Source organism: Pseudomonas kitaguniensis (genome assembly GCF_049199985.1).
Lineage (GTDB): Bacteria > Pseudomonadota > Gammaproteobacteria > Pseudomonadales > Pseudomonadaceae > Aquipseudomonas > Aquipseudomonas kitaguniensis.
In genome coordinates, this window is the sequence record NZ_JBLZPT010000005.1 from 146,377 (window position 1) to 167,295 (window position 20,919).

A 20,919-nucleotide genomic window follows, 5' to 3' on the forward strand; every position below is an offset into this window, starting at 1 on the left:
GAGAGGTGCACATTTGTGCAATGAGCTGCAGATGCCTGACTTTTGTATCAATGATTGTCAGTAGAGGTTGTGGTGCGTACATATTACTGCGCGTTATCCAAAGGTGATCGGTTACGCTTGACGGGCTTATGTTTCACATGATGCTTATCATCCTATGTGCAATAAAACAAAATAACACGTGGAATTAGTTATGGGTAATAATGGGTCAATTAGCCTGAGGTATCTTGAACAGATTGCCTCTGGAGATATGTTCGACAGTTGGCTGACTCAGACTCTTGAGACAGCTTCAATAGCTGCCACGGAAGCAGTTTTGGTTACCCGCGATTATCGGATACCTGTGGCGTTTCGTATTTATGAAAGCGAAAAAAATGAATCAGAAGACTCGCTCATTGCTTATGAGGTTCAAGAATACTCCCTCTGGTCGGCCATCAATGGGGCATTCGGGTGGCCGACAAGCAAGGAACTGATGACCAATAGTCGTTTAAAGACCAGCATTCGCTATCCCGAATTCATCAGCAGCGCCGCGAGCATGCTAAACAAGGATAATCTATTCAATTACCTCCGCGAGCAGTTAGAGCGTGCGCCATTATCAGGTCGATCCCCTCCTGCCATTGAGGAGTCTGTAGTATCGGGGCATATATTCAGTAAGTCCACGCAGACACTTTCCATGGCTGGCATAAAACTGCGCAACCAGGATATCTATATAAAATTGTCAGGACGTGGCGAGAGCGTTCTTGATGACTTATATATCAGCATCTACAAAAAGCATGCCAACCACGCTGAGTGGCTTTGCGCTGTCGCTACTCATGTCAATCGCTCGATGACTTTTCTGCGTATTAACTCAGCGCAGGACGATGATCCAACGTGTCCAGCCACGACCTGCCCCGTAGCGACGGCCACCAGTGAACATGATATTTGGGTCAGCCATTTGGCAGGAGAGGAGGCATCAATCACCGTCACACTGGTAGACCGATGGCAGTTACTGTCAATCAATATCAGTGTTCCGGCGGCTTTGTCGGAAAGCAAGCAACTCGACGTCACGGTCCGCACTTCGACCGGTAGAGCCACTCGCTACCCTATTACAGTTCCTCCGAAGTTTCACGGAGCACAGGATTGGCCATTCTATGTGGCGACCTACATCAATCATCGGGTCGATGGTCTTGCGTACGGCATATTGCAGGACAATGGAACGATCGTTGCTACACGACCAGCCAATGGCTATCGGATCTTTGCTTGGCATGACTCCGAGATCAATGGCGTTGATTTCAAGGTCGTGGAAAAACCCCTGGCTCAGTGGTTGAATCCTGGAAACCATCGCTTCCCTACTGCCCAGATAAAAGCAGACAGTGTACCGACAGCCACGCTGGACGAGGTGCCGACACTGAGTATATGGGAAGCATTGAACCAAGCTGATGGCAAGACGCTGGACGCTCGCCCATACCTTGAGCAATTGATTCGACGTTGTCTGGCCAGTGCGGGACTGGACAGCGGTTCCCTCGAGAAGGTCCAGTTCACCGATACCTTGGTGTTCAAGTACGTTGAGGGCAACACCGGATTTGTTTATGCCGCAGGCGCGGCCTCTGCCCACTTAAAAAGTCATAAACTCTTCACTGTCCTGCAAGTCGCACTGGGAGAGCCGGAACGGCAAAGAAGCGTCTGGGAGCGCGAAATCGACGTCTATTCGAAGAATGGCCTGATCAATAAGAAGATGATCGGGGTCATCAAGTCGATTCGAAACACGCTATCTGATGAGTTTTACAAAGATCTTGAAAAACTCTCAAGCGAAGCTGAGTTCAAAAAAGTATTCGCGACCACCTGCCAATCCATTGCGATGGCTCGGGTGGCTTTGTACTTTGACTCACAGCCAACATCGGCAGAGTTCAGTGGGCTGGCGGCCGATTATCTGGTCGCAGACCTCGCCCCTCAATTGGTGTTGCTCAATCACGAAGTAGTCCCGTCACTTATTGCACTGACCAGAGGCTCAGATACAGCGCTACTGGTTTCCCTTAATCCGGCTCTGCCAAACGCCACTACGGTCTTTGACTGGAACTCAAGTCAGGGTTCCGATACCTACCTTAAAAGGCTCCTCAGCTTTATCGAGCCGCACCTGTCCTTATCACAACAACTGCTGTTGACGATTGACGATCTGCGAACATGGCGCGTACGCATTATGACAACCTCGCGCTTCGTCGTCAGGCCCAGATTGAGCTTCCAATTCACGCCAAACTGGGAAGCTTCACTGCGATTGCGGGCCATTGTGCAAGCAAAATCAGACATGAACTTCCTGGTTTTTACCAGTAGAGAGCAGTACGTCGCGTCCAGACTGCGCTTGCGTCAGACCGCTTTGCGAGCCGTATCGGCCATAGTTGCAATTTTGCTGCCACCCACACTTGGAGTCAGTGCCTTGGTTGTCAACACCCTGACACAGGTCACTATCAACAGCATCGGGCTGTGGTCAAGCGTGGAGTTGGCGAACAATGCTGATCGCAGCACTGATTACGAACGCTACATCAAAGAAGGGAAACTTGGGGCATTGCTTCTGGCCGCTGAGTTGATTGGCGATGCCAGTAGTCTCAAAGCGCCTGTCGGCCGTTTGGTCAGGCAAATTAGCGGTCTCGCCCGTACGGCAATACCGGCAATCACCGATAAAAAGAAGCCCGTCCCCCCTCTTTCCGAAGACCTGGTGACGGTAGGGCTTTATTTCCAACCGACATCCAATGCGTTGGCGCCACTTGTAGCGGACCTCGTTCGATGTTTTGAACGCTCCGAATCTCAGTTGGCAATTGCAGGCTGGGTCAAATGGCCTCACGGCAATGCCTATGATGCATCATCCTTAGCCAAATTAGTGATGGAGGCTGATGGATGGGCAGTAGAGGTGCTGGGTGTGCTGATGTTTGACCCTCCGAGCAGCGAGCTACCCGCACACCACTTTGCATTGCTCGCTGAGAAGTCGGGAACACAGATTGTCGTTGATCTAACGATGCCGCAATACGGCTCATCTAACGTGCGTCGAGCCTATGCGGGCAGCTTGGTAGATTGGGCGTCTCGTTTTGCAACGCTAGAGAAGAATGCAACCCGTGTGCTTTTATACAAACGCTACACGTCCTCGGTTGCCGCCAGCGATAACATGGGGGGCTGGGTACGTGGTGGAGTCGCGGGAGGGAGCCGCTTCATAGACAGCGCCAGTTACACCGTGGCGCATTTTCCCGCTTCGTTCGCAGACAGTGTTGATAAGCAACTTAACAGACTGTGGGCGAGTTTGAATTCCGCCCCCGGTACGGGTGCATCACAAACACAAACGGACTCACTCAAGCAAGTCAGCCACTTGGTGACGTTACGATCCAGCAAGGAAAATGAGCTGCGTCAGCGTATAGGGTTTGCGCAGGTAACTGCGCTGAGAAAGTTTTTGCTCGAGAGGCACCATAACGCTACTCAAACAGCGGCTCAGCTACAGCTCAAGGTTGAAGCGGACATTGAAGTTGAGGGCGTTAACGTTGAGCGCGTTACTAAACATCTGAACGCCTTAAAGCTGTCAACGCTCGTGCCGCCGAGCCCGCCTGACCCTCAAGCGTTAGCCAGTGCGGTAGCGTGGCTAGTCGCGAGCAGCTTGGCAACCCGAAGCAACAGCGATGTCATTGCGCGAGTTGTGCAATCGTACGTAACCGGCGACCTCAAGACATTTGTGTTCTACAACCGCAGCACAATCAGTGCGCTTCATAAAGAACTCGTAACAAATCCGGACAATCTGGCGGCTCCTGCTTTGCGATCCGGCAAATTGCCAACGGTCATCAGCAGTCGTGGCTTGCAGGATTCGTATTTAAAGCAGTTAGAGAACGTTACGGTGGCTGAGCGTGGCGAGCGTCTTTTCGCGATAGTTGTTTGTTGTCAGGTTTACGAAAAAGGTAACGAGCTATTGGCAAGAACGCTGTACGTCATCGAGACGCTGCGCCAACAACGATTTGTGAAATTGACTGTTTCACACGAACAAAATCTTGCGGGTATTACTGTAGAGACGGCGAATCCTTCAAGCATGTCCTCGACGTAATGAGCACTGTTCAGTCACGTCAGTGCGTGCGTCATTAGGACCGGCCCAAAAATTAGAAAGACGCAGTCAGCACTCGACTATCACAGCAAGCCAGCCTCGGCGAACGCAAAGGCCTCTCCGCTGCCGACGCTCAAGTGATCCAGGACGCGAACATCCGCCTGTTCCAATAGGGACTTGAGTTGTTGGGTCAACGTCTTGTCGGTCTGACTGTGTGTCACATCCCCTGAAGGGTGGTTGTGCGCGAGAATCACTGCCGCGCTGTTGTAGTGCAAGACGCGCTGCAAGACGAAACGGGGGCAGGGGGAGGAGAAATCAATAATAGTTCCGGCTCGGGGAGAGCTGGATCTAATGGAGAAAAAGGATCCAATCGAAAATCACAGATTCGCTCCCATTGGCGTAGTTCCACTCGTTTGTTGGGACCGTTCGTTTCTTGCGGTCAAATTTCCTATGGCCTAGAAGTTCCAGTAAAGCCAATTGGCATAATGCGAATATCAGTAAAGTCGGGAGATAGAGTAGAGCGCCATGAGCACTGACGCCGTACCCATCAATACCAGCGAAATCACATTGAGCACCGTGACAATCAAAGCGAACACGGTCACGCGTCGGCTGGCGTGGCGCACGGCCAACCTTACTCCATAAGCCGACGCTGCAATCACTCCCAGCACCAAGAACAAACTGAGGGGAAATGGCAGCGTCACAAACGAGGCGAGAAGTGGCAAAACCAGCACCCAGCCTACGACCTTGCGCAGTACGGGTTTTGGCGTGTGTTGTTCAGGTTCAAGCATTGCAGTAATCCCAATCTGGGGGTGTAAGCCGCAAACCCAGAAAATTCCGTCACTGGGGTTCGGGGTTTGAAGCCCAACGGAACGGAACCTCCCCTAAGGTCCGCCTGCCCGTTCCGAGGGCTGTTTTCAATTTGGGGTAGTCGTCCATCAAATTTGTATGATCCAGATCGATGGGGGCTTTTAGCTACTGTCCTCTTGTCATCTCGGCGAGAGGATGTGATTTGCAGGCAGCACCTTGGAGCGTTGCCTATCGAAAGTAAACAGGACTTTTCCCAAAGCCTCTCATTTTGTGGGCGCTCGTTCCGCCCTATATGGGTATACCCTGGCGATACGCTAGTGGTTACACGCATTGACCGCCTTGCACGCAGCATCAAAGATCTTCAAGACATCGTTTGTCTCAAGGCGACTGAGCAACCAATCGATACGCTCAGCGCAGCAGGGAAAGCTTTCCTGGACATGCTGGGCGTTTTTGCAGAGTTTGAAACCAACCTGCGACGTGAGCGCCAACTTGAGGAGATTGCTGACGCTATAAACGAAAAAACTCGCCAGAGGGCGAGTTTTAAAGGGCTCTACGGACATTTATGGCCGTCAGTAGAACAAAAGATGGTGCCCGAACCCGGAATCGAACCGGGACGCCCTTACGAGCGGGGGATTTTAAGTCCGCAATGTATTCTTTTAAATACAACAGGTTAGCGTCTATTCTGCACCGCTATGAGAAGTTTTTACCTCGCTTGCAGCCCTTTGTTTTCAAGGGGGTTAAAACTATTGCGGTGCAGAATTTACTTGGTCGGCGTGACCTTTTTGCCGATCCTCTTACGGATGTAGTTCTCTGTCATAACGACAGTTGTGTGCCCAAGTTGGTCGCGAGCCTGCAGGATGTCACCGCTGGATTCTGCTTTGTCGGTGCCAGCTTTTGCGCGTAGATCGCGCATCTGAAAGTCTCCTTTCTCAACACCTGCCGCCTCACGGGCCGCGTCAAACCTCCCTCGCAACATGCTGCTGGTCATTGGCTGCCCGTTATCCATAACGATGAGCCTGCTGGTGCGGATCTTGTGCCCGTCCTTCCTGGCCATGATTCGATCAATCACCACCTTCAGCTCTCCGGTTATCTCAATCCTCCTTTTCGCATCGGTCTTGCCTTGCTTCACGGCCAGCCTGTTGTCGCGGATGTCTCGCTCATCCATCTTTAGCGTGTCCGCTATCCGCTGGCCGGTCAGGTAGAACAGATCGAGTGCATCCCGCAGCGGCTGCTCGGCGTGCTGGTACACCAGGGCGAACATCTCGTCCTCGATGTATTGATCTCGTCCAGATTCCTTGTGCCCCTTCACGCCGGCGCACGGGTTGGCCAAGGCCGTATAGCCGCTGCTGCGGGCAAAGTTCCAGATGGCGCTAAGTAACGCCTTCTCGCGATTGGCGCGCACTGGCGCCGTCTTGCCGCGCTGGCGCAGGTACTGCACGACGTGTTGAGGCTCGATCGCCTCCAGAGGTGCCGGTGGATCATCGAAGAATTTCAGAAGCTGCTTAAGCTCCCGAGTGTTGTCCTTCTGTGTGGCCGGGCTCTTGGTCGGTACCACCTCATCCATGTAGATTTTTGCGACATAGGCGAACGTCAGTACTGCCTGCACCATGGCAGACGAAGTGCGGCTCTTTTCCAGCTTCGCGTATTCAACAATCGCCAGCCCGTAGTCGCTGCCCAGAGCGATTTCCTTCCTTGGAGAGCCGCCGAGGTCGTAGTAGTAATAGATGATCCCGCTGCGCTGCTTGCGCTTCCTGAGGCGCGTGACGCTATCAGGGTTTGTTGGCTTCCTTCCCATTTAACTCACCAGGCGTGGCTGCCATTTTGGTTTTTCTGCTGATGCCGCGACCGGTTCGCCGGTTAGGGCGCTGGCGATTACGCAAGGCCAACCGCTCCGCTTGATGGTGTGCCGAATACCGTTTCTTTTAAGAACCTGCACCTGTCCTGCTTTCGTTCTTGCACCGGTAAGGGTGCACACCTCTTCGTGCGACAGGAAATGAATACTGTCCATAGGGAATACCTCGCCCGCCGCTCACCGGCAGGCATGTAGGGGGATTGGGATTAGGCTGTTGCGAATAAATCGAGTTGGTCGGATTCGACCTTCTGCTCTTGCTGTCGGATTACTTCGAATTCGATGCGCGCCCGGGCGATCGCCGCGTACTGCTCGTCAATCTCGCAGCCGATGAACTCGAAGCCTTCGCGCATTGCAGCTTTGCCGGTGCTGCCCGACCCCATGAATGGGTCCAGAGCTACACCGCCGGGCGGTGTCACCAGTCGAAGCAGGTACGCCATCAGGTCGGTAGGTTTGACGGTTGGATGGTTGTTGCCCTTCGTTTCAGTCGTCTCGACCTTGCGCAGGGTGTTGCCCATCTTGAACTGGGGGCCTGGATTGGCCATCCCTTCGTGCCGATCGGTGCGGCTGGTCTTTGCGCAGTAGAAGAAGCGGGCAGCACTGCCGGTATCCAGCCGACGATCGCCGGGCTTCATCTGAAAACCAACGATACCGCCATTCTCGCTGCCTTCACTTGCCTCCGTCGCGCGCCCTCGCTTCATCGTGCCGTAACAGTTTTGGCCCGCCCGCTGCGTGTCGCTCCTGCTGGCGGCGGCAAGCTGGCCAAGCGTGTCAGGAAACATGGCCAACACGGCGTCACTTCCGTCATGTATCAGGTTTGCTGGCCATCTACCCAAGCGGCTGGCCTTGTCGACATTGGCGGTTACCTTTTTTCCGTGGGCAGCTACGTGTTCTGCGTCATGCATCCAGGGTCTCGCCCATCCTTCCGGCTTTGATACTTTTCCGTTTTCTTCGCCGCCGCCGAGCCGCTCTCCCGTAGGTTCAACACGACAAGCATCGATGTTTAGAGCACCGGTACCGTGCTCGGCAACGTTCGATGCGACCGTTCCAAGGAAAGGCTTGCGCGCCATACAGATTGGTTCGTGCGCTGGCTTCAGCGCGGTACCCCACCCGGCGCGATCGCCCTTTAGGTTATGCGACTTTGGGAAGCCCGAGCCGAAAACCCACATGATCTGGTCGCGGATCTCGAACCCAGCCATTTCAATGCCAACCGCCATGTGGTGGTAAGTGCGTGCAGCCGCGAACGAGAGCAGGTGACCGCCGGGCTTGAGCACTCGCAGGCATTCGGTTGCCCACTCCAGCGTGAAGGCCTGGAATGCGCGCATGCCTTCGGGTGTCAGGTCATACTTTCCTGCCTCGGCAGCAACGGACCTGTGACCACCATTCGGACCGCAGGCCGACGCGTGTGAAGGCATGCTGGCCCGGTAAGCGGCTCGAGCCTCGATGTCTTGGCCATCCCAGCTTTTACCCATGAAACGAATGCCGTAGGGCGGATCTGTTACCACGCTGTCGATACTGTTGTCTGGCAGCGTCCGCATCGACTCAATGCAGTCGCCGATTAAAACGCGATGCTGTTTCATGGCCTCGGCCCCTTGTAGATAAAGACGTAGGCGAACCAGAGGGTGGCGATCATGGCGTCACCCGCTTGAACTCGACCACCCAGACCCACGGGTTAGCATTCCAGTTGCCGCCGACGGAATCCCACAGACCAGAAAAGGCTTTTGCTGCCGTCGTCTGTAGACCTGTCTTCCCATCGTCAGGCCCGACCATGTAGCCCGTACAGGTCGGCCAGCCGTCATCAGGGCGGAAAGCAACACCGACGATTCCCTCGGCGAGCGCCTGCGCTTCACTGATGTCCTGCAACCGCTCGACGCGCACGTCGGTGATTTCCAGCAGGATGCGGCTCGCGATTCTCGGCATGTGAATGCTTGGCTTCCAAGCGGAACGATCATCGCCGCCACCGTCATCGTCACCAGCCCATGCCGCCTCGCCGTCGGCGCGATAGATAACATGTCCTGAGTAATAGCCGCGCCCGAAACGCATTTCGCGAATCTTGGACGCCGGCCGATCGGGCTTCCAATCGATCATGTTTCCATGTTCATCGAAGTCGTGACTGATGACGCCCCATGTTTCGCGCACCCAAAGCCGGTCATCGGGTTTGCCGTAAGGACAGAGGTCGGCGTTGCCCGGCAACGCCAGAAATGCTGGCTCAAACCCAGCGGCCAGGCAATCAAGCGCAGCTGGTTTCTTCACCTCTCGCCGCGTGACTGTCTTCCTGCCTTCCAGGATGGCGCGCACCATCGGCGCCGAGAACAGGATGGGGCGTTCTTTGGTCTGGTTCACGGCGTAACCTCCCTGCGCGCCCACTGAACATAGGGGCCGTCATCCGTATCGAAGATCCCCATCAGGAACCAGTCAGGGCCTGGCGATTCGGGATTCCAGGCGGTGCACGCGGCATCCTCGTCAGGTAGATCCTCAAGCTCGTCGCCAGAGTGCCAGCCTTTCAGTTCCAGTCCCTGTTCCTTGACCCAGGCGATGTAGGGCGCCGGGTCTTCGCCGCCGCCGAACTCCGGAATGCCCGGGTGATACCACCAGCCATCCTTGTCGCGCACTACGGCTACCGGCTGGATCAAAACGATTTCTTCAGGCATGACTTCGTCCTTGCCGCTATAGCGGCTGACTTTGGATAGGTTGGGGGTGATTAAAAAATCTTTTTGAATGGGTATATCGCTGACATTCGCCTCGGTCGCATAATCGCGGCCTTAATATCAGGGCTACACAGATGAGAAAACGAGGCAACGTTTACTGGGACTGGGCCGACCAAACTCTTCACACTCGCTCGGTGGATGAGCGACAAGTCGACGGCACGGTGCTGAACGTGCAAGTCCGTATGTCTCTACTTGGTAGAACTCAGTTGTTCATAGGGGTCTACGGGGACAAAGGCGCAGTTATCTCTGAAGAAGCCTTTGATTCACTACCCGGCGAAACGATGACAAAAGCATTGGCTTGGGGACTTGAGCGGGCGAGGTTGCAATCTCCTGCTCGAACCAAATCCGTCAAGGGCCGAAAAACTGAGAGCTTGCCCAGAGCAGGCTCAAAGCAAGCAGAGAGGTAGCTGTTCTCAGGCATTGCGGAACGTTTGTCCGGACATTTTGTCTTCCTGTCGATAGGAATAAAACACGGAGCTTCCGGAGAGACCTATCGAAAGGCTTTTCAATGAACGGTATAGACGATTTCCGCTTTGAGTCTCACAAGCTGCTTGTCCAGCTTGATGCAGCAACCACCAAAATGATGATGTTGGTCGCTTCTAAAAATGTGAGCGGCCCAGAATGGCAGGAAGCAACGAGCGACCACAAAGCTGCGTTCGATGCTTGGAACTCCTTTCTTAACTCTACAAGCACCTCTTTAACGGATCAGGTCTGAGCCGTTTTTCTTCCCTCGTTACCAGATCATGGGCATTCACAATCGTCATGCCGAGGTGCTGAGCAATCAGGACTTCGAGTAGGGCGCCCTTCGATTCTTGCCAGCCAGGCAGGGTGGCCACGGTGTCGCAGTCCATCAGGGCGGCAATGTCGCGGCGCATGCAGTCGCTCCAGGTTCCGCCGTCGGGGTTGATCTCGGCGGGATTGGTGACGGTGTGGCCAGCGGCGCGCAGGTCGACGGTCATTGCGGCGAAGGCCGGAAAATTGAGATCGGGCAGTCCGGTCATTGGCCCGCTAAGGTAGATGCGCTTCATGCGGCCTCCGCGGCAGCCTGGCTGAATACAGGGAGGGCGCCGGCTTGCTCGCGTACGGCCTTCATGCCTTCTGCGTCGTAACCCCAGATGTTGCTGTCGTCGAACCGTTCAGGCCCGAGGTACCCTGGGTGCATTGGCTCGCCAGTGCGGATGTAATCCCGGAACCCTTCGACGAGCGACCGAAGCGTGCCGCCATGGCTGAAGCCTCGCCACCGGCCACCCCAGTTTGTTTTGTGCGTGAAGATCCGTCGCGCGCTGTAGTCGTCGATGAACCAGACCTTGCCGCGCTTATCCACTTCCATGCTGGCGTAGCGATCGGCGACTTGGTTGAAGAAGAACCGCCGGCCGTGCGCGCCGATGATTCGGATCACCTGATTGACCTGCTCGGCTCGCTCTTGCTTAAGGGTGAGTTTGTTTTCTGTAGGCATGGGGAGTCCTTGCCGGGCCATGCCCGGTCGGTTAATGGAGAGTTATGCGGCGCGCGCTTGGCGTTCTTCGGCGCGCCACGGGTCGTTGGCCCTGGCCAGCGCAGCCATCGGCGGCGGGCTGACGCTGTTGCCGCACATGTGCACCTGCTGGGTTTTGGTGAACGGCTTGCCGTCGGCGCCGTGACTGATGATGTAGTCGGCGGGGAAGCCCTGGGCCTTGTACAGCTCGGTGGGTTTCAGCATCCGCAGGCAGATGTCGACGATCACGTAGGGCGTGCCTTTTACCATTACGGTGACCATAGCCAGGCGGTCCTTGGTTGTGATCGTCGGCGCTGGCGCGTCGCAAGCGCTGATGTTCTCGGTGCCGTAGTAGCTGATCAGGAACGCCGCGACTCGCAGGGCGCCGGCTTCGTGTTCAGGCGAGAGCGTGAGTGACACCAGCGAGCTTTTGCCACCACCACCGGCTGTGATAGTCGGCGCCGGTTCTTCGAGGCCTTGGCCCACGCTGCCGCCGAACGCCCGCTCCATGAACGCGCTCGCCAGACCGTGGTGTTGGCCGCCGGCGCTGACGGTGTGCAGTGGGTCATTCACGTCCCGCGCATCGCAGTTGCCGCGCAAGTGCACTAGGTTCGCCGCCACCAGCTGCTGCTGGCTGCCGGTGTTGGTCACCGTGGTCATCGGGTCTTCGATGCTTTTTGCGGGGGTAGCGTTGAAGCCTCCATTCATCTGGGCCATGAACACCGTGGATATGCCCATGGCGTGTGCGGCACCGGCCGGTCGCTGGTAGTTGCCGCCGCTGGTGATGGTCGGCAATGGTTCGTCCAGCGCCTTGCCCGCGTCATTGAAGCGGAACTTAACCAGATGCGCGGCGGCTACGGCGTATTTGCCGCCGGAGGCCATGATGGTCCCAAGTGGCTGACCCATATCTGCGCTGCGGGGTGCTGCGCCCGGCTTATCGCCGTTGCCAAGCGGCACCAGTGTGGCCGCAGCGACCGAGTGCCCGCCGCTGGCTGTTACGGTACCGAGTGGGTCGGCTACTGATTTGCTGCCAATTCCCCAGCGCTGAGTGCTGCCTGGCTGACCTTCGCCATGGGCTGCTGTGACCATCACAGGACTGATCAACGTCAGCTCGCCTCGGTTCGCGCAAGTCACCGTCGGCAATGGCTCAAGCGGGTCATTTATTCGGTCGCTGCCCTGGTGCGTTGCCGGTGCGATGATTGGACTAACCACCGAGAAGGCGCCGCCCTTCGGGTACGAGGTGACGGTTCGCAGCGGCTCGTCAGTAGACTGCACCGTTTCCCCCGACCAGTTGGCTATTGGCACAATGAACGGCGCCGCGCTGTCGATCACAAACTTCTTCATGCCCTTGGCAACGCGCCGAAGGGTGGCCGGGGCCAGGTCCTTCTTGCGGCCGAAGATGCTTTTGCCCAGGTCGGTGAAGTCGATGCAGTCAGCGGCTGTTTTCCACTTTTTCTGGCCCTTGGCGGGGTTTTTGGCGTGGGTTGGCACCGGCCATACGATTGGCTGACCGTCGCACCGGGCGATCATGAACAGGCGCTCCCGGCTGGTCGGCGCGCCAAAGTCGCACGCCCGGATCACTTTCCATTCAACGACGTAGCCCATGCCTTCCAGCAGGGCCACGAAACGGCGCCAGGTCTTCCCGCGCTGTTTCGGGTCGGGAATCAGGAACTGCTGGCCCACCGGCACGACCTCACCAGGTGCAGCAACGTCGCCGCCGAGCTTCACCACGCGGCCGGTGGCCTTATCGCGTTTGGCGATCAAGCGGCCCCATTGCAGGATCTGTTTTACGTTTTCGAGGCTGATCACCCGGGGGCGCTTCATGCCCGCCCACTTGAGGCCGATCCACGACAGATTGCGGATCTCGCGTTTGCGGGGTTGGCCGCCGGCGGCTTGGCTGTGGTGCGTGCAATCCGGCGACATGTGGAACCAGCCCACGGGCTTGCCGCCGCACTCGGTGTCAGGATCACCCTCGAACACGTCGGTGGTGAAGTGCTGGGCGCCAGGGTGGTTCATGGTGTGCATGCTGATTGCTTGCGGGCTGTGGTTCTTCGCTACGTCCACCGCGCGGCCCAGGCCAATCTCCAGCCCGGTACCGGCACCGCCGCCACCGCAGAAGAAGTCGACAACGATCTCATCGTCCTGAGGGTTGAAGCCGAGTCCGTATTGGGTTTTGAAATCGAAGGGGTGTTTCTTCTGTTGTGCGGACATAGGGGATCCTCGCCGGCTGGCGTGATTCGCGAGCTAAAAAGTAGTTATGAAATATCGTTACGTGAATGTATGACCAGTATTGCAGTCATTGTGATATCAGTGGTTTGATTTGAGCACCCGGGAAGGATACAAACCTCTACTTAAGGAAAAATATATGGCTCTTTACAAGCACGGTAATCTTTTAGTTCAAAGCGATGATGTGGCGTTCGACAAAGAACTTGGTCCGGGAAATGCTGCGCCTTGGGCTGGTATCTACAGGTGTAAGAATTGTGAGGATGAAATTTCAATTGCGGGCGGTCATATCCTGCCGCCTCAAAACCATCATCAGCACCCTAATCGCAGTCCTATTGTGTGGAAGTTGCTAGTTCACTCTGTTCAAAAGAACTAAGCGTTAAATCTTTCCCATTCAATCGCTCCCCATAGTAAAGGGGCGTATATAACTTCGAGCACCTGAGGGTGCTCGAAGCATCTCTTAATTATTTCGGATCAAAAGCACCGATAGATAACGACGCGCTTTCGCCGATTTTGCCCTGAAGCACCGTCTTGAACTCCTGCGCGATGTCTTCGCGCTGGACCTCTTCGCCAACCCAGCGCAGTTTCAGCACCGGCACCGCACCGCTGGTGATGACCGATAGGCGAAGGGTTATCTGTTGTTCGGTCAGGCCTTCGAACGGAACCGTGCGAAATTGCAGCGAGACTGGCAGGGTCTCTTTGCTGCTTGCTTCAATTTGGTCCATTGCGCTGCGGCTGGCGCGGGTTTCGCCGACCGTGCTCTCCGATTCGCTGGACGCTTTGATAGTGATCGTGCGAACGGCCGCGATTGCCTTGGCCACCGCGATTGGGTTACCAGCCTCGTCTACTGGCGTGAGGTACTGATGCCAGTCTTCGATCCAATCGCTCAAGTCTTTCTGGCTGATGCCGCGCCCGCCGATTTGCTGGGCGGCGGTGTAACCTGCGGTCGGTTTCAACTTGAGGACGGCACGATCATCAGCGTGGCCAGGTACTTCTGCGGTGCCAAGGTTGAACAGCAGCACGCAGCTCATTGCGTCCTGATCAATGAAGCCACGGGCACCAAGCGCCGCGCGTTCCACCACGTAGGCGCTGAAGTCTGCCAGCGAGTGAGTGCTATAGGTGCCACGGAAGCGGCTGCGCCCGGCCTGGAACCTTTCCAAGTCGATGACTTTCGAGCTTTCCGGCAGCACCACGGTTGGGACCAGTGTTTCCAGCTTCTTGCCGTTTGCTTCAAGCGCCGTATCGGTGATCAGCTGAATTGCATCTTTGGTAAGTGACATCGCTTATTTCCTTGGATTGCGGAGGGAGGGTGAGCGGAATGAATCAGGTGCGCTTAGGGATCGGCGCGTCGTCTCGGCTGAAAAGCTGTTCATGCTTTTCAGCGAAGAGAGTTACGCGGCCGCCGGTGCCAACATGCATTGGCGTGTCGAGGCTGGTGTTTTCGCTGCGAGTACCGCGCTTGGTCGGCACCTTGTAATCGAGCTTGTGCTTGATCTTCACCTGGTGCGATTCACCGATCTGGCTGAAGTCCAAAGTGATTACCAGTTTTCCGGCCTTGCCGTAGTCGACCACACCAGCCGCTACTTCGGAGATGGCGTGGCCGATTTGGCTGGCGAAGGCGCCGCCGTTGAGTTCTTCAAGAAACTCGGCTGTATCGGTTGCGGTGGACATGGGTGTATCTCCGGGTTGGAATTGATTCTGCTGACCGGCAGTGCGAGCCAGGTTTGACGTTTGCGTTGCTGGGTGCGGGCTATGCGGCGCATGAATCGACCTTTACCTGTCGCCATGCGCCGACGGCTTCGAAGATCCGAGCGGCGTGCGCCTCGTCCAGCGACATCACCTCGGGAATGGCGATCCAGCCCGACGCCACCATCTGGCTTTGATTGGCCTCATCGCGCAATTTCTTGTAGCAATGCTCGATCACGTCTTCCAGGTGGTCGGAGAGGTAAACGCCATCGGGCGCCACCTCCACCGACTTGCTGTAGCGGTCGCCGCGGGCGTCGATGCAAAGCGCGCTGAGGTAGATCGTCCACCGGTGGGGGATACCGCAGACGGCCTGGCCAATCTTCCCCGGTACGATGTTCTTCAGTGACCTGTAGTTGATCATGCCCTGGCGGCCGCTGGGGTCGATGTTGACCACGGCGACATGGTTGGATGCCAGTAGGGAGCGGCACGACCGGGCTATACGTGCCTGCAGGTTATGCGGCTTGCGCTTGCTCATAAGGCCTCCGCGAGTTTGCGCAGCGCGTTACGCTGAGCCCTTGAAATCGGCGCTTTGCGTCGTTTGAGGATTGTTTCGGGGTCGATCTTGGCAGAGCGCTTCGGCGGTGGCGGGTTGATCGCCGGGCTTTCGCCCTGGTAGATCGTTCCGCCGGAGGCCAGGAACTGCGCCGTGCGCTCCGATATTGAGTCGGCGTGCTGACGCTGCTGCTCAACCAGGTTGAGGTGGTTGCTGATCATGATCAGGCTCCTAAACGATGGGCTTGCGCCCGGGCTTTGTCTGCTACCTCATCAACCATCCGATTCAGTTCCAAGTTGAACTGGACCAGCTCTTTGTGAAGGTTGGCGATGTAGTCTTCGTCGCGGTAAATCGTCTCGATATAGAGCTGGCACTCTTCGTCCTGGCGAGAATCGAATGACAGAAAGTCCCACCACTTACGGCCCGTCACGAACATGCAGCCCTGCACTTGCGGCATATGTTCCTCGGGCATGCCTTCAAGCCAGGTCCTGACGTGTATCGCTTCGTTGAATGGGCACTTCGATTCTGTGCCTCCGTCATCGTTGACGAGGCCGTCGGGTGAGCAGCCCAACCAGTCGTACTTCGGGTGAACGATGAACTCCGAGGGCAGGACGATGTTGCCGGTTAGCATCTCGTAGGCGTCCTGGGCTTTTTGCTCCTCGGTATGACCCCACTTCATAGACGCGCTACTGACGTTGTGCTTGGACTTCTTTGCCAGCCGCTCAAAGCACAGCTCACGCATGTACGAGGTGCGGGCACCCATGGGCTCGCGCTTGCCGCTTTTGTCAGGCTTCCCCCAGGCCATCACATCTTTGAAGCGGCTGGCTGTCACGCGGCCAGATCGATCCGAATGCCACTTCTCTGTGCCTTGTAGCTCAGTTCTCACTACGCCGCCTCCTCTGTGTGGAGCGGGTCGCCGTTGGTGCTGGTCATGTCTGTGAAATCAGCATCGACGGTCGCCGCCATGCTCTTGAGTGCTTCATGGCACTCCAGGCCGATTGCTGCGCGCTGCTTCGGCTTGAGGCCTGCCCAAGCTGCTGCGTAGGCGTCGATGTCCTGGCGCTTAGCAACGGACAGCAGTTCCGCGAATACTCCGTCGATTTCTGGCGAGGGGGATTTCGGGCCAAACGACACACCGGCAGCTGCAGCGTTGTTCGCGGTCTGTTTGGCGGGGGTGATGTCGATCTCCCCACCATACGAATCTTCAAATTCGTCGGGGGTGTAAACGCCAAGGATTACGTCAGGGCAGAAGAGGCGCGCCCATTTCTTGGTAACCAGGTAGGCGATTTGCTGCTTGGGATCTTCCGCCCAAAGCGTAGAGTTGCGGGTGCGGACTTGAGTCAGTAGAAGTTCCAAGGTGCGCGGCTCGTCTTCTCCCCGGAACGTAGCCCAAACCTTGATGCCGAGCCCTTTTTCGTCGTCAAAGCTCCAGGCCGGAACGCGGTATTTTTTGAATTCACCAGTGTCCTCGTCTTTCTTGGATTTGCTGGTGACCTCACGCATTTTCCCGATAACGTTTTCCCAGGCTCCGAACCATTCAAAGTTCAGCCTGCCTTTGACTGGCGCCTTGGCGGTAATCACTGCGTTGACGAGCTGCGCCTCGTAGCTCAACGCGCCGCCGTTGACGATGAACGTCTTCTGCGCCACGGCAAAGGGATTCATTTGCCATTGCATGGCTTGAAGTACCACCGCCATGCAATCTGCTTGATTGCCCTTCAGATGTTTCGGAACGGTGGTTACGCCCTTCGACATCATAAGCGCGAGGTCGCTCATTGAACGCATGGTGCCTGGGTCAAGAATGAGCGCTGCGGCGTTGTGCGAAGGATCGTGATAGGTCGCGAGGCCTGTTTGTGCTTGGGTGTCTGTATCGGTCATAGCGCTCTCCGTGACCAGCACGATGTGTGCTGGCCGTGAGATGGAAAGGGTGGTTAAAAGCTGATGGCGCGAAGCCAGGCGCGAGCAGTTTCGAGGTCGACGTCAAAGCCCAGCGCTACAACTTCGACAATGTCGTCAACTGCGGGCGCGGTCGTAGTCAAATCGTCCTGTTCAGCGCTGGTCGCCTGTGCGCTGACTGGTGCGACATCGGCCTTCGTCGCGATCAAGTCAGGAGTCGTAGCGATGACCGGGGCCGGTGCGGCAGCTTGGGCGCGCAGACGGGCCAGCTCTTCCTGGTCACGCTGATACTGCGCGTCGCGTTCGCGCTGCTGGCGCTGCTGTTCTTCCTGTTGCTCGCGCTGTTGGCGTTGCTGGGCTTCCATGTCGCGGCGCTGCTGGTCCAGTTCGTCCTGCTGCTTTTTCAAGCGCAGACGATCTTCCTCGGCTCGCTGCCTGCGCAATTCTTCAGCTTCGGCGTCGGCTTTGCGCTGCTTTTCGCGCAGCTCGTCCAGCTCTTTCTGCTGGGCCAGCAGCTTGGCAGCAGCTTCCTCACGGTCAATTGCAGCCTTGTGTAGCGCTTCCAATTGTTCAATGGCGTTGTCGCGAGCGATGGTGCCTTCGGCTTCAAACTCGCCGTATTCCTCGGGCAGAATTACCGAGTCTTTGACATTCTGGAGAACGCTTGAGACGTCGGTAGCGCTGCGGCTTGCGTATGCGGCAGCGACAGAGCTGAATCGGGTAATCTTGGCCCGGATGGCTTCGACACGCTCAGCCTCGACACGCTCGCGCTCGGCCTTCGCGTCGGCGATACGCTTTTCTTCCGCCTTGATCGCTTCATCGACAGGCTCTTCAATCGCCAGCACACGAGTCTTGAGCGTTTCACCGAACTCTTTAACTTGGTTGACGCGAGCCTGAGCTTCTTTGACCTTTTGCTGATAAGGCACCAATGCGGTTTTGGTGGTCTTATCCAGGGCGTAGCGCACATCGCGGATATCGACGCGAACTTCCTTCGCGCTCGCCAAGCCTTCGCTCGTCGAGCAGTCAACGACCAGCTTCGCGTAAGTTGTTTCCAGGCGAACGATTTGCTCCTCGTGCGGCCGATACTCCGCGATGTCGGTGACGGCGACAGCAGGGGTAATGGACTTCTTGGATTCTTCCGTTTCGCTCATTTCGAGCGATTCTTGTGCGGGTGCTTTTTTAGGATTGGTGGACATGACGATCCCTCGCCGCGCCTGGCGCAGCATTGAAGTGTTGTGGTGGGGTTGTGCCGTTAAGCGGCGGAAACGATAGAGGCGTTGTAGTCGGCGTAAATTTTGTCGATGCGCGCCCGGAAGTAGCGATGTTCAGTGTCGTCGATAACCCGCAGCATGAAGGCCAAGGTGACGCAGGATGTTGCCGCCGCGCTGGCATTGGCCTTGCCCAGGTCGTGAATCATGTTGTCGATCTCGCCCTCAATCCAGCTCACAGCGTTCTGATGATCTCGCTGTGCGACGTTCATTCGGAACCTCCTACTGGCGGGCAGATAAGCTCCATCTGAGCCATGACGGCACCGATGCGCAGCTTGAGGCTGGCGCGCTCTTTGATGCGCCGAGCCTCGCGCTCTGCCAAGTCGTCTGCTGTGTATTCGTGAAACAGCTCGACGTGGTTTGCCTTCCCAAAGTTCGGTAAATCCCAGCGCCTATCGGATTCCCTGGCCTGGGCGCTATCCGCGTAGCTGGTTGGCATGGCGAGTCTCCAAGCGCTGGGCGAGGGCGCAGGCTTCGTTGTGATTGCGACGGAACCCCTTCACCTTGCCGGTGGACGAGTCGACGACGTGGAAGAATTCATTGCCGGCCGGGATCACCCGAAACAGCGGCGAGGTCTTCGGTGCACTGGAGCGGACCAGGCCAAGGCAAAGCGCCAAGGCCATATTGCGGCGCTGGTTGATTGCGAGCGCTACGTCGCAGTAAGCGTGCTGACTTTGGTTCATGCTGCCTCCGGCCAATGGCGTTCGATGCTCTCTTTTGCGTAGATGGAAAGCCGCTCGTAGCCGTTCACGCCACCGCAGCCTGGCATCGTTCCTTCCAGTTCAACGCACGCGCGGATGTCGCAGCGGCGCGAGCAAACCCAGCCGCCGTAGTGGCATTGGTAGACTTGACCTTTCGGCTCAGGGTGATAGGCGAGGCCGCCTTTCCAAGATGGCGAGCCGCGCAACTTGAGGCTGCATCCTCGGCACACCGCTTGAGTTTCAGTACAGTTATGCATGGCAACCTCCAGTGTTTGGGGTTAGGCGGTGGCTTTGGCGATGGCAGCTTTGGTATTAATCAGCAACTCAGCCTTTTCGCTTTCGTAGCGATCTGGATGCCATTGCGCATCTATCGCTGCCCAGCGACGCGCAATGCTCAGCAGCTCGTCGCGCTGCTGCGTTAGCACCATTCGGTCGAGTTGAAGCTGGAACAAATCAAGCGAGCCTGACTCGATGGCGTCGGTCGCAATGTTCTGGCAGGCGTTCCAGCACGCTACAAGGCGGCGGGCGTTGCTCTCGGATGGCGCACCTGTTTCAGGGTCGATGACATCAGCCGCAACAGCGACATCATCTTCGGGACGTCGGATGAAATACTCGTCAACCGTGATGCCGGATTTGCTGCCGAACCCTGCGCTGGAAAACTCCAGAGGGCCTCTTGTGTGCTCGCTCATGATTTGCACCGTGGATTTGGTTCACCTGTATTCGTCAACACTCATTCCTCCCGCTGGTAGCCGATGGGCGCGGGGGAGGAGTGCTGACGTAATAGAGGTGGGGAGGGGGCAGATGGCCGGAGCTGATCCCGGCATGGCTATTAGCGGCCTTAGTGACACCGGAGTTTCACCGGGGCGAAGGTTTCAGCCGCTTATTCTTGGACTCGCCGTGGCCATCAGGGCGCTTACTTACTCTACCGGCCACGATTCCCGCGATCCCTCAGGTCTTACACATGCCCGTCAGCCCGGGCATTCATCCGCATCGGGGTGTGAACTGCATGACGTTTGTCTGCCTTTGCTCTCGCGCTGGCCGGCGGTACTCAGTTCACACTCCGATGCAGCCTGGCGCTGGGGAGTACCAGGGCATCGGGCAGTTTGCGACAGGCTGTCGTTGTCGCTGGTTGTTCAGACGGCACGTTCCAGCTCGCAGCATTGTTCGTAATGAGCCACAGCGATTGGCATGTGATAGCTATCGAGAGGCCACTTGCTGACTTTGCAGCCTTGACCAGCGGGGCAATGGAACACAAATAGCTCACCCGCCTCTTTGTCCATCTGCATGCTCACCTGTGCGCCGCTTGTGAAGTCGTCTTCGATGATTACCATCTCGTTTTGCTCCGGTTGTTTTCCCAATGCACCCGTCTCCAGGTGCATCAGTGAAAAGGTCCGTCACGCCGCAGCCTTGCAGTCAGCCGCCGTCATTCGATGGCCGTCTTCGCTCTCAACGACGCGCACGCCGCTGGTGAGTCCACGTTCAGCGTTGAGCCTGTTCGCCTCTCGAATGCAGGCGGCCAGGCTCTCGTCCGCAAATACCTGCAGCTCACCACGCCCTGTGATGTGAATTACTTTGTTCATCGTCTTGCCCTCGGTTGTCATCCCAAGCAGCCCTCGCGAGAAGGCTGCTCAGTGATGCTTTCCGCCGTGACCCGCTACTGGCGTCGATCACCGGCTTGAATCAAATGTCACTCCAGCCGCGGGCCTTTCGGCTTG

Annotated in this window: 28 protein-coding genes and 1 pseudogene; 5 read left to right on the forward strand and 24 right to left on the reverse strand. The window is 56.8% G+C overall.

Annotated elements, in window-relative coordinates; translation table 11 throughout:
* Positions 1–190: 190 nt before the first annotated feature.
* Positions 191–4,045: a hypothetical protein gene (locus tag ACOZK9_RS09465; protein ID WP_421555695.1), complete on the forward strand. Its 3,855-nt coding sequence runs from the start codon at positions 191–193 to the stop codon at positions 4,043–4,045.
* Positions 4,046–4,125: 80 nt separating this feature from the next.
* Here ACOZK9_RS09465 and ACOZK9_RS09470 read toward each other — a convergent pair whose 3' ends face one another.
* Together ACOZK9_RS09470 and ACOZK9_RS09475 are read right to left on the reverse strand one after the other, a co-directional pair.
* The gene (locus ACOZK9_RS09470) at positions 4,126–4,413 is read right to left on the reverse strand and encodes a JAB domain-containing protein (protein ID WP_421555773.1); all 288 of its coding nucleotides are present in this window, start codon (positions 4,411–4,413) and stop codon (positions 4,126–4,128) included.
* A 123-nt stretch (positions 4,414–4,536) separates the two neighbouring features.
* A complete protein-coding gene (locus tag ACOZK9_RS09475) occupies positions 4,537–4,830 on the reverse strand; it encodes a hypothetical protein (RefSeq protein ID WP_058414478.1) in 294 nt (97 codons plus the stop codon).
* 321 nt (positions 4,831–5,151) lie between these two features.
* Between ACOZK9_RS09475 and ACOZK9_RS09480 the strand changes: the two are divergent.
* Positions 5,152–5,457, forward strand: a pseudogene (locus ACOZK9_RS09480) (recombinase family protein); the annotation flags it as partial.
* A gap of 152 nt (positions 5,458–5,609) precedes the next feature.
* Here the strand turns inward: ACOZK9_RS09480 and ACOZK9_RS09485 are convergent.
* The 5 genes from ACOZK9_RS09485 to ACOZK9_RS09505 are packed head-to-tail and all read right to left on the reverse strand — an operon-like array spanning position 5,610 to position 9,349.
* A complete protein-coding gene (locus ACOZK9_RS09485) occupies positions 5,610–6,644 on the reverse strand; it encodes a site-specific integrase (protein WP_421555696.1) in 1,035 nt (344 codons plus the stop codon).
* The gene (locus tag ACOZK9_RS09490) at positions 6,645–6,857 is read right to left on the reverse strand and encodes a DUF4224 domain-containing protein (protein ID WP_082649078.1); all 213 of its coding nucleotides are present in this window, start codon (positions 6,855–6,857) and stop codon (positions 6,645–6,647) included. It lies immediately after the preceding gene.
* Between the two features lie 50 nt (positions 6,858–6,907).
* On the reverse strand, positions 6,908–8,278 hold the full coding sequence (locus tag ACOZK9_RS09495; protein ID WP_421555697.1) for a DNA-methyltransferase: 1,371 nt from the start codon (positions 8,276–8,278) through the stop codon (positions 6,908–6,910).
* 49 nt (positions 8,279–8,327) lie between these two features.
* On the reverse strand, positions 8,328–9,041 hold the full coding sequence (locus ACOZK9_RS09500) for a hypothetical protein (RefSeq protein ID WP_421555698.1): 714 nt from the start codon (positions 9,039–9,041) through the stop codon (positions 8,328–8,330).
* Positions 9,038–9,349, reverse strand: a complete 312-nt coding sequence (locus ACOZK9_RS09505; protein WP_421555699.1) for a hypothetical protein — start codon at positions 9,347–9,349, stop codon at positions 9,038–9,040. The genes ACOZK9_RS09500 and ACOZK9_RS09505 overlap by 4 nt, the downstream gene beginning before the upstream one ends.
* Before the next feature lie 131 nt (positions 9,350–9,480).
* On the opposite strand from ACOZK9_RS09505, the gene ACOZK9_RS09510 reads away from it, so the two are divergent.
* Together ACOZK9_RS09510 and ACOZK9_RS09515 are read left to right on the forward strand one after the other, a co-directional pair.
* Positions 9,481–9,813, forward strand: a complete 333-nt coding sequence (locus ACOZK9_RS09510) for a hypothetical protein (protein WP_099235254.1) — start codon at positions 9,481–9,483, stop codon at positions 9,811–9,813.
* Positions 9,814–9,914: 101 nt separating this feature from the next.
* Positions 9,915–10,121, forward strand: coding sequence for a hypothetical protein (locus ACOZK9_RS09515; protein WP_122251236.1), 207 nt, complete (start codon positions 9,915–9,917; stop codon positions 10,119–10,121).
* Here the strand turns inward: ACOZK9_RS09515 and ACOZK9_RS09520 are convergent.
* The 3 genes from ACOZK9_RS09520 to ACOZK9_RS09530 are packed head-to-tail and all read right to left on the reverse strand — an operon-like array spanning position 10,090 to position 13,091.
* A complete protein-coding gene (locus ACOZK9_RS09520) occupies positions 10,090–10,434 on the reverse strand; it encodes a DUF4406 domain-containing protein (RefSeq protein ID WP_421555700.1) in 345 nt (114 codons plus the stop codon). The two genes, ACOZK9_RS09515 and ACOZK9_RS09520, sit on opposite strands and share 32 nt — an antisense overlap.
* Positions 10,431–10,862, reverse strand: a complete 432-nt coding sequence (locus tag ACOZK9_RS09525) for a hypothetical protein (protein WP_421555701.1) — start codon at positions 10,860–10,862, stop codon at positions 10,431–10,433. Before ACOZK9_RS09525 ends, ACOZK9_RS09520 begins: the two co-directional genes overlap by 4 nt.
* Before the next feature lie 42 nt (positions 10,863–10,904).
* Positions 10,905–13,091 carry a DNA cytosine methyltransferase gene (locus tag ACOZK9_RS09530; protein ID WP_421555702.1) on the reverse strand — a complete coding sequence of 729 codons (2,187 nt, stop codon included), beginning with the start codon at positions 13,089–13,091 and terminating at the stop codon, positions 10,905–10,907.
* Between the two features lie 154 nt (positions 13,092–13,245).
* On the opposite strand from ACOZK9_RS09530, the gene ACOZK9_RS09535 reads away from it, so the two are divergent.
* Positions 13,246–13,479: a hypothetical protein gene (locus tag ACOZK9_RS09535; protein WP_152745149.1), complete on the forward strand. Its 234-nt coding sequence runs from the start codon at positions 13,246–13,248 to the stop codon at positions 13,477–13,479.
* A gap of 88 nt (positions 13,480–13,567) precedes the next feature.
* On the opposite strand, the gene ACOZK9_RS09540 is transcribed toward ACOZK9_RS09535, so the two are convergent.
* The 14 genes from ACOZK9_RS09540 to ACOZK9_RS09605 all read right to left on the reverse strand — a co-directional run bounded on the left by ACOZK9_RS09540 (position 13,568) and on the right by ACOZK9_RS09605 (position 20,784).
* On the reverse strand, positions 13,568–14,383 hold the full coding sequence (locus tag ACOZK9_RS09540) for a DUF2303 family protein (protein ID WP_152745148.1): 816 nt from the start codon (positions 14,381–14,383) through the stop codon (positions 13,568–13,570).
* A gap of 43 nt (positions 14,384–14,426) precedes the next feature.
* Positions 14,427–14,774, reverse strand: coding sequence for a hypothetical protein (locus ACOZK9_RS09545; protein ID WP_152745147.1), 348 nt, complete (start codon positions 14,772–14,774; stop codon positions 14,427–14,429).
* A 79-nt stretch (positions 14,775–14,853) separates the two neighbouring features.
* Complete coding sequence (locus tag ACOZK9_RS09550; protein ID WP_421555703.1) at positions 14,854–15,324, reverse strand: hypothetical protein; 471 nt, start codon at positions 15,322–15,324, stop codon at positions 14,854–14,856.
* Positions 15,321–15,563, reverse strand: coding sequence for a hypothetical protein (locus ACOZK9_RS09555; protein WP_421555704.1), 243 nt, complete (start codon positions 15,561–15,563; stop codon positions 15,321–15,323). The genes ACOZK9_RS09550 and ACOZK9_RS09555 overlap by 4 nt, the downstream gene beginning before the upstream one ends.
* A 2-nt stretch (positions 15,564–15,565) precedes the next feature.
* Positions 15,566–16,228 carry a lambda exonuclease family protein gene (locus tag ACOZK9_RS09560; RefSeq protein WP_058415357.1) on the reverse strand — a complete coding sequence of 221 codons (663 nt, stop codon included), beginning with the start codon at positions 16,226–16,228 and terminating at the stop codon, positions 15,566–15,568.
* Entirely contained in the window at positions 16,228–17,217 is a 990-nt protein-coding gene (locus ACOZK9_RS09565; protein WP_421555705.1) for a RecT family recombinase, read from the reverse strand. The genes ACOZK9_RS09560 and ACOZK9_RS09565 overlap by 1 nt, the downstream gene beginning before the upstream one ends.
* Before the next feature lie 53 nt (positions 17,218–17,270).
* Complete coding sequence (locus ACOZK9_RS09570) at positions 17,271–18,431, reverse strand: coiled-coil domain-containing protein (protein ID WP_421555706.1); 1,161 nt, start codon at positions 18,429–18,431, stop codon at positions 17,271–17,273.
* 56 nt (positions 18,432–18,487) lie between these two features.
* The gene (locus ACOZK9_RS09575) at positions 18,488–18,715 is read right to left on the reverse strand and encodes a hypothetical protein (protein WP_421555707.1); all 228 of its coding nucleotides are present in this window, start codon (positions 18,713–18,715) and stop codon (positions 18,488–18,490) included.
* Complete coding sequence (locus ACOZK9_RS09580) at positions 18,712–18,942, reverse strand: hypothetical protein (protein WP_421555708.1); 231 nt, start codon at positions 18,940–18,942, stop codon at positions 18,712–18,714. Before ACOZK9_RS09580 ends, ACOZK9_RS09575 begins: the two co-directional genes overlap by 4 nt.
* On the reverse strand, positions 18,920–19,186 hold the full coding sequence (locus ACOZK9_RS09585; RefSeq protein ID WP_122251246.1) for a hypothetical protein: 267 nt from the start codon (positions 19,184–19,186) through the stop codon (positions 18,920–18,922). Before ACOZK9_RS09585 ends, ACOZK9_RS09580 begins: the two co-directional genes overlap by 23 nt.
* Positions 19,183–19,461: a hypothetical protein gene (locus ACOZK9_RS09590; RefSeq protein WP_421555709.1), complete on the reverse strand. Its 279-nt coding sequence runs from the start codon at positions 19,459–19,461 to the stop codon at positions 19,183–19,185. The genes ACOZK9_RS09585 and ACOZK9_RS09590 overlap by 4 nt, the downstream gene beginning before the upstream one ends.
* Before the next feature lie 21 nt (positions 19,462–19,482).
* The gene (locus ACOZK9_RS09595) at positions 19,483–19,893 is read right to left on the reverse strand and encodes a hypothetical protein (RefSeq protein WP_152750186.1); all 411 of its coding nucleotides are present in this window, start codon (positions 19,891–19,893) and stop codon (positions 19,483–19,485) included.
* Between the two features lie 444 nt (positions 19,894–20,337).
* The gene (locus ACOZK9_RS09600) at positions 20,338–20,535 is read right to left on the reverse strand and encodes a hypothetical protein (RefSeq protein ID WP_339518907.1); all 198 of its coding nucleotides are present in this window, start codon (positions 20,533–20,535) and stop codon (positions 20,338–20,340) included.
* 63 nt (positions 20,536–20,598) lie between these two features.
* Positions 20,599–20,784 (reverse strand): hypothetical protein, encoded by a 186-nt coding sequence (locus tag ACOZK9_RS09605; RefSeq protein ID WP_421555710.1) that lies wholly within the window; start codon positions 20,782–20,784, stop codon positions 20,599–20,601.
* Positions 20,785–20,919: the final 135 nt, after the last annotated feature.